Source organism: Candidatus Krumholzibacteriia bacterium, assembly GCA_029865265.1.
GTDB lineage: Bacteria > Krumholzibacteriota > Krumholzibacteriia > WVZY01 > JAKEHA01 > JAKEHA01.
Map to the genome: position 1 here is coordinate 86,663 of JAOUHG010000011.1, position 14,028 is coordinate 100,690.

Sequence of the window (14,028 nt, forward strand, 5' to 3'; positions counted from 1 at the left end):
CTTCTGCGGCCTGTGGCAACCCCGCGGCGGCGCTACTTCGCCGGCGCGATGTTCTTGTTCACCCGGAACAGGTTGTCCGGGTCCCACGCCTGCTTGACCTCGCCCAGGCGTTTCATGTTACCGCCGAACGCGTCCTGGATGCGATCCCCCGCCTCGTCGGCGTTGAGGAAGTTCACGTACGTCCCCCCGGTGGAGAACTGCTTGAGATCCTTCCACGCGTTGCGCGCCCAGTCGATGTTCTTTGCGTCGTCGGCGGCGTTGTCCCAGGCCGCGGTAATATTGAACAGCCCGCCGGTGCCGCGGTTTCCCACCGCGGAGTGGCTGTTGGGCAGTCTTCCGATGGCACCGCCCAGCTGGAACAGGATGGCGGCGGAGTGCGGCGAGACTATCTTGTCTCCGTGCTCCTTGAGCTTTGCAAACACCTCGGGCTCGAAACCAGAGACATACTCCGACTTCCAGTAGTAGCGCCGCCCGTTGGGCTGGGTGGCATCGAGCAGGCTCTGTTGGGTCACGTAGGGGCGGCGCTGCATCACGTCGCCCACCGGTTTGCCGAACCCTTTTATGGGTGCCAGCAGCTTCTCGCCGTCGGCCACCTTGCCGGTGTGGCAGCCGATGATGATGGCAACCGGTTTTCCGTGCACATCCTTATCGATCCACGGCGCGGGCGGCGCCAGGCGCAGGATCAGCACCAGGGTGAGATCCTCGGGCGCGGCCGCGGCCGACTTGCGGAACAGCTCCATGACCTCCACCGCGGATTCGCCTCGCCACGCCACCGCGCCCCCCACGATCTCGGGGCCCACGGGATAGAGCGAGTACTCGATATTGGTCACCACGCCGAAGTTTCCGCCGCCACCGCGCAGCCCCCAGAACAGGTCCTTGTTCTCCTTCTCGCTGGCGCGAACGATCTTCCCCTCCGCCGTCACCAACGTCATGGAACGAACGCTGTCGCTGGTCCAGCCGCACTGGCGGGACATGTAGCCGAAACCACCGCCCAGGGTGAGACCGGCGATACCGGTGAGCGAAACGAAACCCAGCGGCGCCGCCAGTCCGTGCAGCTGGGTTTCCCGGTCCACGTCGCCGAGGAGGCACCCGCCCTGTGCATGCGCGATGCGCCCGGCCGGGTCCACCCACACGCCGCGCATGGCACCCATGTCCAGCAGCAGGCCGCCGTCGCAGCAGGCCAGCCCCGCGATGTTGTGTCCGCCGCCCTTCATGGAGAGCGCGATGCCATGCTGGCGCGCGAAGTTTACGACGGTGACCACGTCCGCCACGCCCAGGGCGCGCACCACCAGCGCCGGGTGGCGGTCGATCATTCCGTTCCAAAGGGTGCGCGAGGTGTCATAGCCTGGAGATCCGGCGAGGTGCAGCGATCCGCGCAGTGCGGCGCGCAACGCGTCCACGTGCTTGACGTCCACTTCGATGGGCTTTCCTTCTCGGCTGGTTGCGGCCAGATTCGACATGGGTTGTTGCTCCTTGAAAGGCGCTGCCGCGCAGCGCCGGTTACGGCAGCACGGTGCCCCGGCATTCGCCGAAGCCGATGCGCACCGCGTCGTCTTTCGTACAATACGCCCGGATGATCACGGTGTCCCCGTCCTCGAGAAACTTTCTCGTTTCCCCCGAGGGAAGCTCGATGGGTTCGGTCCCCCGCCAGGTGCGCTCCAGGAGGCACCCGGCCGAGTCGCGCGCCTCGCCCGACACGGTGCCGCTGGCCAGCAGGTCTCCCGGCCGCAGGTTGCAGCCGTTGCTGGCGTGGTGCGCCAGCATCTGACCCAGCGTCCAGTACATGTCCTTGAAGTTGGCGCGGCTCACGCGCACACCCTCGAAGCCATCGGAGCGCATCTGCGGCGACTCGATGAAGGCCTCGACGGTGATATCGAAACCGCCCTCGCGCTGGTCGGCGTCGTCGGCCAGGTACGGCAACGGCGCCGGGTCACCGTCGGGCCGCGCGAAAGCAGGCGTACGAAACGGCGCCAGCGCATCCAGGGTGACGATCCACGGCGACACCGTGGTGGCGAAGTTCTTGGCCAGGAACGGCCCCAGCGGCTGGTACTCCCACTTCTGAATGTCGCGCGCGCTCCAGTCGTTCACCAGGCACAGCCCGAAGAGGTGGGCGCGCGCATCGCCGAGCGCGATGGCCTCGCCGCGCGGGTTGCCGGGACCAACGAAGGCACCCACCTCTACCTCGTAGTCGAGCAGGCGCGACGGCCCGAACGAAGGCGCCTGCGCGTCGTCGGCCTTCGTCTGTCCCGAGGGCCGTTTGACCGGCGCACCCGAAACCACGATGGACGACGCGCGCCCGTGGTAGCCGATGGGCACGTGCTTGTAATTGGGCAGCAGCGGGTTGTCGGGACGGAACATGCTGCCCACGTTGGTGGCGTGGAACACCGACGCGTAGAAATCCGTGTAGTCGCCAATTTCGGCCGGCAGGAGCATTTCCACGTCGGTCATCGCGTACAGCGCGGTCTCCACCGAGCGGCGCGCCGCCAGCGAATCCTCGTGATCGGTGGACAGCAGCTGCGAGAGCCGCTCGCGCAGCGCGCTCCAGCACTCCGGTCCCAACGCCATCAGCGGGTTGAGCACCGGCTCCGCGCAGGCCTCCACGGCACGCCGCGCCGGTCCGGTGAAGAACGCGGCGCGCAGCGCGGACACGTCCAGCACGCGATCGCCGATGGCCACGCCGACGCGCGGAGAGTCGTCGCCCTCCCAGTCGCGGAACACGCCGAAGGGGAGGTTCTGGATGGGAAAGTCGGTCTTGCCGTCGTTGGCCGATTCCACCCAGGAGCGAAGATCGGCGCGATGCGTATCGTTGGTCATGTGAGCAATCCAGTCTTGATGAGGTCATCCACCGGCTCTCGAAATGAACACGATCCAAACGAGATCGCGAACCGGCGGCGAATGGTGGTGATCTCGTCGCGCGAGACGCGATAGTCGCGCCACGCAACGTGGTCGTCGGCAAATTCGATGTCGTCGACCGTACCGCGATGCATCAGTGCGTTGGCGTCGGCCAGGGTCATCCCATTGTAGTGGAAGGCGGCGGTCAGGAAAACGTTGAGATAACCGTGCATGACCGCCCGCGGCGCGTCGGCCTCGTAGGTGAGCGGCTGCATGGCCCGCAGCGGGTGGTGCAGCCCCGCCGTCGCCTTGAATCCAGCGCCGGTGGCGTAGCAGCCGCGGATGAATCGCGCCACGTCTTCCGGCGACGGAATCGCCTCCGCGGCCACACCGCCGGTGCGGATCTTGGCGCGCAGCTTGTGCCCCGCGATGACCCCGATCAGTTCGCGCGGATCCTCGCCCGCCGGGATCTCCACGAACGCGCGCAGCCCCGGCGGCACCGCCGCCGCGACCCGGTCGATGGCGGCCCTGTCGGCGGCCTTCACCTCCACCGCATCCACCACCGCACCGGCGCCCAGCGCATTGAACGCCCCCACCCGCGCCACGTCACCCTCGATGTCGGCGCCGGCCAGCGCCGATACCCGCCAGTGGTGCTCGGCATCGAGCACCTCGGCCGCCCGCATGGTGTCCAGCAGTTCGTCCAGGCGTGCCACCGGAGCGACAAAGCGCCCCAGCATCCACGCGTGGGCGTCACGCCGGCAGGCGGCATAGTTGCGCACCGCGGCATCCATGTTGAGCGTGGCCGGCGGGAACAACCCGGCGTAGTCGACGATGGTGTGCAGGAGGGCGTGCAGTGTCCTGGGCGTGGAACGGGTCACGACTTGTCCGGTTGAAGAAGGTCGGGGCCGATGTCATCGATGGTCGGGCAGCCACACAGCGCCATGGCGTTGTCGATCTCGGCGCGCAGAATCTCGAGCACCCGCGTGGCGCCGCGTTCGCCGTCCACCGCGAGGCCCCACAGCACGGGCCGCCCCAGCAACACGGCGCGGGCCCCTCGCGCGACAGCCTTGATCACGTCGATGCCACGCCGCACGCCGCCATCCACGTACACCTCCGCGCGCCCCCCCGCGGCGTCCACCACGTACGGCAGCGCGTCGATGGTGGCCGGGGCGGTGTCGAGTTGGCGGCCGCCGTGGTTGGAGACCACAATGCCGCTCGCACCCAGCGAAACCGCGCGGCGGGTGTCATCGGCACGCGCGAGCCCCTTGATGATCAGCGGCAGACTGGTGATGCCGCGCAGCCACTCCACGTCGCGCCACGAGATGGCGGGGTCGAGGAAATCATGTACGTAGGCCGAAAGCCCGGAACCCTCGGATTGCCGCGCAACCGTCCCCTGCCCCGCCGCGAGCAGGTTCTTCACACTCAGGCTATCGGGCAGCGAGAAGCGGTTGCGCACGTCGCGCTCGCGCTGGCCCATCAGCGGCGCGTCCACGGTGAGCAGGATGGCGCCGCAACCGGCGGCTTCGACGCGCGCAACCAGGTCCCGGGTGGCTTCGCGGTCCTTGTAGATGTAGAGCTGGAACCACAGCGGTCCGGGCGCCGCCCGGGCAATGTCCTCCACGTCCGTGTTGGAAAGCGTGCTCACGATCATGATGGTGCCCGCCGCCCGCGCGGCGCGCGCGGTGGCCAGTTCACCCTCCGGGTGCGCCATGCGGTGGAAAGCCGTCGGCGCCACCAGCACCGGCATGGAAACGCGTTCGCCGAGGACGGTGGTCTCTGTGGAACGCCCGCTCACGTCAACCAGGGTGTGGAACCACAGGGGGATGCGATCGTAGGCGCTGCGGATGTCGCGCAGGGTCAGCTCGTCCAGCGCGCCACCGGCGTAGTAGTCGTAGACCATCTTCGGCAGACGCGATGCCGCCGCGCGTTCGAAGTCGGCCAGGTTGACGAGGGGTTCACTCGCGGTCACCAGGGTCACCTCTCGACGACGCGCCGCACGGCTTCGATGACGTCCGCGACATCGGCATCGCTGAGTCTAGGTGAGAGCGGCAAACTGACGGTCTCGCGCCCGATACGCATGGCACTGGGAAACTCCTCCGGTTTCCACCCGAAGCGCGCCTGGTAATAGGGATGCTCGGGAACGCTCAGGTAGTGCACGCCCACGCCGACGTTCTGCGCCTGGACGGCGCTGAGGAAATCGTCACGGCTGATGCCGGAGCGCCCCTTCGCCACCATGATGGTGTAGAGGTGCAGAGCGTGGCGCGTGTCCTCGTCCGGTTCGCACGGAACACCGATGGGGAAGTGCGCAAACGCCTCGTTGTAACGATCCCATATCTCTTTACGAAGCAACCAGTTAGGTTCAACGCGGCGCAGCTGATGGATGCCGATGGCCGCCTGGATGTCCATCATGTTGTACTTGAAGCCGGCCTCGACCACCTGGTAGTGCACCCATCCGGAGTCGCTGAAACGCTTCCACGCATCCTTGCTCATGCCGTGCAACGCGAGCACCTTGATGCGCGCCGCCAGCGCCTCGTCATGCGCCAGCACCATGCCGCCCTCGCCGGTGATGACGTTCTTGGTCACGTAGAAACTGAAACAGCCGAACTGGCCGAACAGCCCCGCTTCCTTCCCCTTGTAGCGCGCCTCGATGGCGTGGGCGCAGTCCTCGATCACCATGAGGCCGCGCTTTTCCGCGATCTTCATGATGGCGTCCATGTCGCACGGCCGTCCGGCGAAGTGCACCGGCATGATGGCCTTGGTGCGCGGGGTGATCTTCTCCTCGATGTGCGCGGGATCGATGTTCATGCTGCGCGGATCCACGTCGGCGAGCACCGGCGTTGCGCCGGTATGAATGATGGCGTTGACCGAGGCGCAGAATGTGAGCGGCGTGGTGATGACCTCGTCGCCCTCACCCACCCCGGACGCCAGCATGGCCAGGTGCAGCGCCGCGGTGCACGAGTGGACCGCGGCGGCGTGCGGCGCCCCCTTGTACTGCTTGAAGTCGTCCTCGAAGCGGGCCACCTTGGGTCCGGTTCCGAGCCATCCGCTGCGGATGGAATCCACGACCTCGTCGATTTCTGCCTGTTCGATCTGGGGCGCACCGAAGACCAGGAAGCGGTCCCTGGGGCGGACGGGTTTGTCTTGCATTCGTCGCTATCCTCTTGGGTTGCTGTGGGGGTCTGAGATTACCACGGAAGCCGCCGGCCGGGCAATCCGTGCCACCTAGGAGCGCACCACGGCCAGCATGCGCACGATTCGCGGCCGTTCCAGCCAGCCGAGCCAGCCCAGGTAGACCGCCAGGGACACGCCCATCATGACCACCAGCTCCACCGCGGCGTTGGGCCAGGGCAACACCCGGTGCGCCAGGAGGCAGATGGCGCAGGCCACCAGCGACGGCCACAGGAACGGAAACAGGCGGCTCATGAATTCGCGCAGCGTCATCCCCACCAGCTTGCGTCTCAGCAGCACGTGGGTCGGGAACATCACCACGGTGATGACGATCACCAGCGCCCACGCGATCCCCTCCAGGCCGAAGCGGGATCCGATCCAGATTCCCACCATGATCAGCGACGTGCGCAGAATATTAATGTAGAAGCCCAGGTCGGCGCGCCCGCATGCCAGCAGCAGGCTGCCGGCCGGGCTGGTGAGCGACCAGGTCAGGCCCACCACGCACAGGATGCGCAGCAGCGGGATGGTGGGCTCGTAGTCCGGTCCCAGCTGTACGCGGATGAACGCCGGAGCCAGCGCGAAGAGGCCGACGTAGAGCGGAATCGTCACCGCGCCCAGCATCTCCATCAACTCCAGGTAGCCGTTGCGCAGGCGGTTGCGGTCCGCCTGCACGGCGGAGAAGACCGGGAAGGCCACGCGCGTGAAGATGGGATTGATGATCTGGTAGGGCCGCGCGATCAATCGGTACGCGAGTTCGTAGTAGCCCAGCGGGCCGGGCCCCATGAGGATGCCGATCACGATCTTGTCCAGGTGCTGGCCCAGCAGGCTCAGCGTGCGTTCGCCCATCTGAAAGAGGCCGAAGTGGACGAAGCGGCGACATTCGCGCGGCACGAAGCGCAGCAGCGGCCGCCACGTGGACCAGCCCACGGTGGCCAGGAGCACGGACTTCACCGCCGTCAGCAGCACGGTTGCCCACACCAGCGACCACACGCCATACCCGTGCAGCGCCAGGAAGATGCCCGTCGCCGCGCTCAACAACAACGCCGCCGTCTCGATTACCGCCAGGCGGCGGAAGCGGAGGTCGCGCTCCATCAGGGACTGGAACTGCTGTCCCATGGGCCCGATGATGAACACCACGCTCACCACGCGCACCATGTCGACCAGCGCGGGCTGGTGATAGATGCGCGCAAAGAGGGGTGCCCCGAGCCACACCAGCCCGGACACCACGATTCCGGCGCTCACGTTGAGCCAGTAGAGGCTCGAGAGTTCTTCACGGTTGGCGTTGCGGTAGTGAATGATGGCGTTGCTGACACCGGCATCGGTGAACGTCTGCGCAAAGGCCATCACCACGTTGACCATCGCCATCAGCCCGAAGTCCTCCACGCGCAACAGCCGGGCGAGGACGGCAAGCTGGACGAACTGCGTCGCGATGCGCAATGCCGTGGACGTCCCCGTCCAGCGGGCCCCGGAGGTGGCGCGGCGGCGCAGGTGCTTGATATCGACTTCGCTGGTCATGGCAGTGGGGCGGTCACGCGTCCCGGTAGAAAGGCTCGAACTGCGCCATCAGCGGGCTGTCGCCGCAGATGCGCTCCACCGAGTCGCGAACCTGCGGGGTCACGCGCGCCACCCAGTCCCGGTAGTAGGTGGCAGAAACACGGTTCGTGTCCAGCGCGGTGTTGCGGGCGGACTGGGATGTCGACGAGCCACGGATGTAGTCCTCCGTCTGCCTCCCCATCTCGAGCCCGCACCAGGCGAACATGTCCGCGGTGCGCGCCAGGGGATCGGTGGCGAGGTCTTCGTAGACCAGCGGGTACGCGCGCCCCGGCAGCGCTGTGAGCTGGGCCGCGAGTTCCTCGTTGGCGACCCGCCAGTACGCGGCCAGGCGGTCGTGCAGGTTTCCCGCGCGCACGCGGTCGAGAACCGGGGCGTACCGCGCCAGCACCTCCTGGGCCCCCATGGTCTCCACCATGCTCCCGATGTGATCGCGGATCTCGACCAGGCGCCCGCGCTTGAGGAAGCTGTCCATGGAGAGCACCACCGCGGCCGGGTGACGCACGACATGGACGAACGACGCGCCCGGCAGCGCCGAGGCCAGAAACGCCGCCTTGAAGTAGAGGCGAACCTCCTTGATGGCGACGAGTTGAATGTCTCCCTTTGCGAACCAGGCCACCGGGTGCTGTCCGATGCGGTTGAGGTGCACCAGGTTGAACTGGGCGGCGAAGCGGAAAGCGCCGGTGGACGCGCGCCGCCCCAGGCTTTCCAGTTTCCCCATCAGCCACGCTTCGGACTCGAACTGGCGCCGCGTCTCGTGCACCGGGTCGAAGAGCCGCGAGCGAACCTCCAGCAGGCGCGGCAGGTCGGCGCGCAGGCGGACGGCAAGCTCGCGCTGGGGCGGAACCAGGTAACGAAACTCGTGCGGAAAGTACGGGAATATCCGGTACGCGGGGGCGAACGGCTCGTAGTAGTGCAGGCACCCCGGGTGTGAGTCGAAGATGTTCGCGAGCCAGGTGGTTCCCGAACGCTGCGTCCCCAGCACGAACACCGGTCCGCGCGTCACGATTTCCTCGCACGCGCAATGTAGTTGCTCGTCATGCGGCGGTTGCGATCGACGGGCGCCAGCGCGGCGGCCAGCCACTGCATGAACCACACCAGCGGCCGCACCAGCGGCCGAAAACGGCCCGCGGCGTGCATCAGCAGATAGCAGCGCGACTGCAGGATTGCACCCAGCATGCCGTTGACGCTGCGCAGCACTTCCACTTCGAAGCCGCCGCGCTCCAGCACCAGGCGCAGGCCGAACTCGGTGAAACGCCAGTAATCGTGGGGCTCGTCGTGGATGTGCCAGGTGAACGGAACCGTGATGATCAGGTGACCGCCGGGACGCAGCACCCGGTGGATTTCGGCCAGCATGGCCGCCGGATCGGACACGTGCTCCATGACCTCGGTACACAGCACCGCGTCGGTACAGCCGGCGGTGAAGGGCAGCGCAAGCGCGTCACCAAAGGCATCCGCGCTGGTGGCGCTGTCGGGGCGCGACGGCGAATCGAAGCCCACGTAGTGGGAGAAGCCTCCCAGCATGCCCCGGTACGGTTGCACCCCGCAGCCCACGTCGATCACACGTTCACCGCGCAGCGGGGCGGCCAGCGCTTCGACCCCGTCCGCCAGCAGACCGTTGGCGTACCAGTTGTACCACTGCGCGTTCGCCGGCCGGCGGGCCATCACACCACCCCCGCCGACGCCACCGGTGCCAGTTCGCGGTAGATCGCGGCCAGCCGCTCGCCCTGGCGGCGCGCGTCGAACTCCGCCTCGACGTGCGCGCGCCCCGCACGCTGCATCGCCCCCCACGCGGACGGATCGGCGATGATGCGGCGCAGGCCCGCCACCAGACCGTCGAGTTCACCTTCGGGAGCCAGGAAGCCGGTGCGGCCGTCCAGGATGACACCGGGGATGTCGCAGTGCGTCGAGCTCGCGATCATCATACCCGAGGCGCTCATCTCGATGAGTGAAACCGGCGCGCCGCCCTCGGTGTCGCCATCTGCGGCGGTCACACTGGGCGAGAGAAACACGTGGTTGCGCAGCGCCTCGTCCATGACCTCTCGGTAAGGCCGGAAGCCGAGCAGACGAACGCTGCCACCGAGACCATGGCGAGCGATGGTATCCAGGATGCGTTGCTTCTCCCGGATGGATCGTTCCTCGCGCGTGGCGTCACCAATGATGGTGATCTCCAGCCGCACCTCGTCGCGGATGTGCCCCAGCGCCTCGATGGCCAGCGGCAGCCCCTTCTTCTCCCGGAACGAACCCGAGAGCAGCACGCGCAGCGGTTCGCCCGGCGTCCACACCCTGGGCTTGAATGGAATCAACGACAGATCGATACCCAGGTGGTGCACCCGGACCTTCTCCCCGGGGCATCCCAGAGCGACAACCTCGCCCGCCATGTGCGGCCCCTCGCACAACACGCGGTCGACACGCGCAAACATCTTCCGGTAGCGGCCACGCCACTGTGGCCGCAGGCGCGGGTAGAACTGCACGTCCGCGCCGTAAAAGGTGACGACATGGGCCATACGGTGCCGCCGCGCCACCGCGAGATCACGCCAGCCCGTGAAACCGAAATGCGAGTGCACCAGCCGCGCGCGGGAACGTCTGGCCGCACCGTCCAGATAGCCGAGGTGATTGCGCAGGCGGAGCTTTCGCAACGCGCGATCACGCAGGGTCCGCCACGCGGGCTGATCGCTCATGCAGTGGAGGTGCGGGGCGGGAAACTGGTCCAGGTTCTGCGTGCGCTCGCAGGCCACGTGGCTCTCGATGGATGGCGGGAGAAACGCCACCTCCGTAAACAACCATGTCTCGGTTTGCGGTAGCCAGACCGGCACCGAATGCATGACCACAAGCGTCCCCGCCGCTGCGGGTTCGGCGGCCCCGCTCACCGGGGATCATTCCCGGCTGCACGGCCCGGACAGGGTCGAAGGAAGCGCATAACTCGTTGAGGGGTAACACAAACCGGCTACGGCGGTCAAGCAGCGCCCGGCCCGGCGCCGCCTAGCGCAGCAGGACCAGCCGCCCGGTACGTTCTTCGCCCGCGGCGCTCACCCGGCAGAAGTACACACCGGATGGAACCGCCACGCCTGCGTCACTGCGGCCGTCCCAGGCAACGGCGTGCTCTCCGGCGGGCTGGTCACCCGCGTGCAGCCGGCGCACCAGGCGCCCGGCCGCGTCGTACACCGCGGCCGACACCTCCGCCGCCACACCGAGCGAGTAGCGGATCGACGTCTCGGCGCCAAAGGGGTTGGGTGCGCCGCCCAGCAGGTCGAGCACGGGGGGGCGCGACGGAGACGCGCCGACCGCCGAGGGCGTGCCGTCGATGCGGAATACGTACAGCCCGTTGGGACGGTCATTGACGTAGACGTGCCCGTTGGGTGTGAACGGGTAGCATCCCCACGCGCCTTCGAAGACGCCTTCGCCGCTCCGGCCGGGCGAGGTGTCCTCGGTGTCGATCAAGACCGGGTGGCTGGGATCGGTGATCTCGTAGAGGCGGAATCCGGCGAGGTAATACGACACGTACAGCAGGTTGCCGACGACATAGCAGTTGTGCACCGACGATGTCGGATCGGCGATCTCCGCCACGCGGCGCGGTGCCAGTGGGTCGGTGATGTTCCACACGGTGATGTCCGGCGAGGGACTGTACGAGAACTCGTCGGTCACGAACAGATAGCGGCCGTCCTCGCTGGGCCAGCCGTTGTGCGCGTAGGCGATGGTGGGATCGTCGATGCCGCCCAGCGGCACCGGCGCGGTGCGGTCGGCGACGTCCCAGAAGCGGATGCCGTACGCCCCGCGAAACTCGTAGAGCACGTCACCAATGACGGTGGCGTCGTGGCCGTCCAACCCGTCCGACATCGGATCCTCCCACACCAGCTCGGGAAACGCGGGGTCGGGGTTCAGATCATAGATCCTGAGTCCGGGCAGGCACACGTACAGGTAGCCCTGCCCGTCGATGAAGATGTTGTGCCCCCCGGGGAAAGTCCCCACCACCTCCGGGCTCGCCGGAACCGTGATGTCGACGATCCCGCCCGGTCCACCGATGCCATCCACCGTGTAGACGTACGATCCGAATGTCTTCATATCGAAGCGCCCCACCGTGTTCACGGTGGACACGCCGTAGGGCGCCGCGGGATCGGTGACGTCGACGATGTGGAGCCCCGTGGCGTTGTTGCCGATGAGCGCGTAGCAACGCTGCGTCTGCGGGTCCACCCATCCCCACACGTCGGTGTAGTGCATGGCGGGCGACACGTCGAGCACGCCCACGAGCACGGCGCTGGTGGACCGTGCCGAGGCGGGGACCAGCAGAAATATGGCGGTGGCCAGGATGAGAGGTCGCATGGTCAAGAGCCCCAGGAGATTTGGGGTTGATTATACCACGTCCGGCGGGCCTCTGCGGGCGCTTCGCGCTGACACGACCAGGAACACCGCACGAATGACGAAGGGTCCGCCGCGAAAGCGACGGACCCTTCGTGCAATTATGGCGGGGCCGACCGGACTCGAACCGGCGACCTCCTGCGTGACAGGCAGGCGTTCTAACCAAACTGAACTACGACCCCACGTGCGAACGAGCGCCCGGTTGGACGCCCGCGTGGCGACATACGGTAGCACCGCGCCACCGGGGGTGTCAATCCCCTACCGCCCGTTTTTTCAATACGTTAACTGATTCAGCGGCACCGCTCCGGCGCGCACGCCACCCGGGAGATCAGCGCGGAAGGAGTCCTTCCAGAGAACCTTCGGGAACCGCGCTGCCGGCCAGCACCTGCGCCACCGCGGCCGCCGCCTGCGTGGAGGCGCCCAGCGACGCTATCACCGGCGTCCCCTCGGGAATCCAGTCGTCCGCGATCCAACCGGTCAGGACCACCGCGACCGGCTGGTACAGGTCGGCCAGCGCGGTGAGGCCCAGCGCAAACTCCTCCGGAGGGGCGCCCCGCGCCGACAATACGAACACCGCGTCGTCGCCCCCGGCGGGAGCAAAGGCGTTGCCCTCGCCCGAGAAACGCGCCGCGTCCACCACCGTCGCGCGTTCGCGCTGGACCACCGGCCGCATGTTGCCCTCGCCGTCTACTTCGAAGCCGGTGATCAGGGGTGCGCGCTGCCAGCGCGGGAAGTGGCGGCACATCACGTCCAGGAATCCCGCCACGTCCTGCCGTTTGAGCGACTCGCCCGGCGACCATTCCACCGCGATCACCAGGCAGTTAGACCCCGGGTCGAGCGCCTCGAAACGATTCCAGTCCGTCCACGCGGTGATGGCGCGCTCGGCGGCGGTACGGTACACCGCCGGCACGGAAGGGTACGCGTTGAGTTCGATCACCTTGCCACCGGTCGCGGGTCGTCCCGGACCACGCGGGTCGGCGGCGCGCGCGCGCAGAGCCGCCACCCGCGTCGCGGAGTCGCCGAGGATGGAGAGGATGTTCTTGAGCGGCTCGTTCCCGGCCGCGGCCTCCGCGAGTTTCTCGTCGACACGCTCGCGGTCCACGATCTTCTCCAGCGTGCGGACAATCGTCTCCATGACGTTGATCGACATCACCGGTTCCGAGCCACGCTCCACCTGCACGTGTTCCGGAATGGGCTTCGTGTGCAGCATGAGGTCGGAGCCGGCCAGCAGCGAGCGCTCGTTGCCCCCCGACACCATCCCCGAGCGCTCGGACGCGTACCAGCGCGCGCCGGCCATCTCCAGCGCGTCGGTGATCACGACGCCGTCGTAGCCCAGTTCACCCCGCAGCATGGTGCGGATGAGGCGGGAGTCGAAACTCGCCGGGACCAGGTCGTCGCGGTCCAGCGGATAGGCGATGTGTGACATCATGATCATGTCGGTACCGGACTCGATGGCCGCGCGAAACGGCACCAGATCGGCGGCGCTCAGTTCCTCGAGCGACTTGCGCACCTCGGGAAGGGTGACGTGGGAGTCCTCCGCCGTGGAGCCGTGCCCCGGAAAATGCTTGGCGCAGCACAGCACCCCGGCCTCGCGGAAGCCGGCGATGCTCTGCTCGACGAAGGCCGCCACCCGTTCCGGGTTCGCACCGAAGGAGCGCAGCCCGGTGATGGCGCTGCCGCGCTCGAAATAACAGTCAGCCACCGGCGCCAGCACCGTGTTGACACCCATTTTCTTCATGGCGACGCCGGTCTCGTACGCCACCTCGGCGGCCAGGTCCAGGTCGCCCGAGGCCGCAATGGCCAGGGCGGAAGGCGGCGCGCCGATCACCTGGCGAAGCTCGGCCACGAAGTCCCCCTCGTGATCGGCCATGACCAGCGGTGCGAGCCCGTCGCGCGCGAGCTCCTCGCACACCGAGCCGATGAGTTCGTTCACCTGCGAGAGACTCTCGATGTTGCGCGAGAACAGAATCACGCCCGCCACGCTGTGGAATTCGAGGTACTTGCGCTCGTGCGCGAGCAGCCGCGGACCCGCCAGTGCGATCACCTTGTGCCGCTCCATCTTGCGAATGAGGTGGAAACGGATCTCGGGCGTGAGAACGTCGTGTTCTTTTTCCATCTTCT

General features: G+C 67.4%; 11 protein-coding genes and 1 tRNA gene. All 12 read right to left on the reverse strand.

Annotation, left to right across the window (positions count from 1 at the left end):
- Nucleotides 1–32 precede the first annotated feature (32 nt).
- On the reverse strand, nt 33–1,460 hold the full coding sequence (locus OEX18_07400; protein ID MDH4337094.1) for an FAD-binding oxidoreductase: 1,428 nt from the start codon (nt 1,458–1,460) through the stop codon (nt 33–35).
- 40 nt (nt 1,461–1,500) lie between these two features.
- Nucleotides 1,501–2,814: a fumarylacetoacetase gene (fahA, locus tag OEX18_07405; protein ID MDH4337095.1), complete on the reverse strand. Its 1,314-nt coding sequence runs from the start codon at nt 2,812–2,814 to the stop codon at nt 1,501–1,503.
- Nucleotides 2,811–3,710, reverse strand: coding sequence for a hypothetical protein (locus OEX18_07410; GenBank protein MDH4337096.1), 900 nt, complete (start codon nt 3,708–3,710; stop codon nt 2,811–2,813). The genes fahA and OEX18_07410 overlap by 4 nt, the downstream gene beginning before the upstream one ends.
- Nucleotides 3,707–4,801: an alpha-hydroxy-acid oxidizing protein gene (locus OEX18_07415; GenBank protein ID MDH4337097.1), complete on the reverse strand. Its 1,095-nt coding sequence runs from the start codon at nt 4,799–4,801 to the stop codon at nt 3,707–3,709. The genes OEX18_07410 and OEX18_07415 overlap by 4 nt, the downstream gene beginning before the upstream one ends.
- A 5-nt stretch (nt 4,802–4,806) precedes the next feature.
- A complete protein-coding gene (locus tag OEX18_07420; GenBank protein MDH4337098.1) occupies nt 4,807–5,979 on the reverse strand; it encodes a DegT/DnrJ/EryC1/StrS family aminotransferase in 1,173 nt (390 codons plus the stop codon).
- 75 nt (nt 5,980–6,054) lie between these two features.
- Entirely contained in the window at nt 6,055–7,515 is a 1,461-nt protein-coding gene (locus OEX18_07425) for an MOP flippase family protein (GenBank protein ID MDH4337099.1), read from the reverse strand.
- A gap of 13 nt (nt 7,516–7,528) precedes the next feature.
- Nucleotides 7,529–8,557 carry a sulfotransferase gene (locus OEX18_07430; GenBank protein MDH4337100.1) on the reverse strand — a complete coding sequence of 343 codons (1,029 nt, stop codon included), beginning with the start codon at nt 8,555–8,557 and terminating at the stop codon, nt 7,529–7,531.
- Nucleotides 8,554–9,216: a methyltransferase domain-containing protein gene (locus tag OEX18_07435; GenBank protein MDH4337101.1), complete on the reverse strand. Its 663-nt coding sequence runs from the start codon at nt 9,214–9,216 to the stop codon at nt 8,554–8,556. Before OEX18_07435 ends, OEX18_07430 begins: the two co-directional genes overlap by 4 nt.
- Nucleotides 9,216–10,376: a glycosyltransferase gene (locus OEX18_07440; GenBank protein MDH4337102.1), complete on the reverse strand. Its 1,161-nt coding sequence runs from the start codon at nt 10,374–10,376 to the stop codon at nt 9,216–9,218. Before OEX18_07440 ends, OEX18_07435 begins: the two co-directional genes overlap by 1 nt.
- A gap of 157 nt (nt 10,377–10,533) precedes the next feature.
- Nucleotides 10,534–11,871 carry a choice-of-anchor B family protein gene (locus OEX18_07445; protein MDH4337103.1) on the reverse strand — a complete coding sequence of 446 codons (1,338 nt, stop codon included), beginning with the start codon at nt 11,869–11,871 and terminating at the stop codon, nt 10,534–10,536.
- Nucleotides 11,872–12,011: 140 nt separating this feature from the next.
- Nucleotides 12,012–12,089, reverse strand: a tRNA-Asp gene (locus tag OEX18_07450).
- Between the two features lie 146 nt (nt 12,090–12,235).
- A complete protein-coding gene (locus OEX18_07455) occupies nt 12,236–14,023 on the reverse strand; it encodes a hypothetical protein (GenBank protein ID MDH4337104.1) in 1,788 nt (595 codons plus the stop codon).
- Between the last annotated feature and the right edge of the window lie 5 nt (nt 14,024–14,028).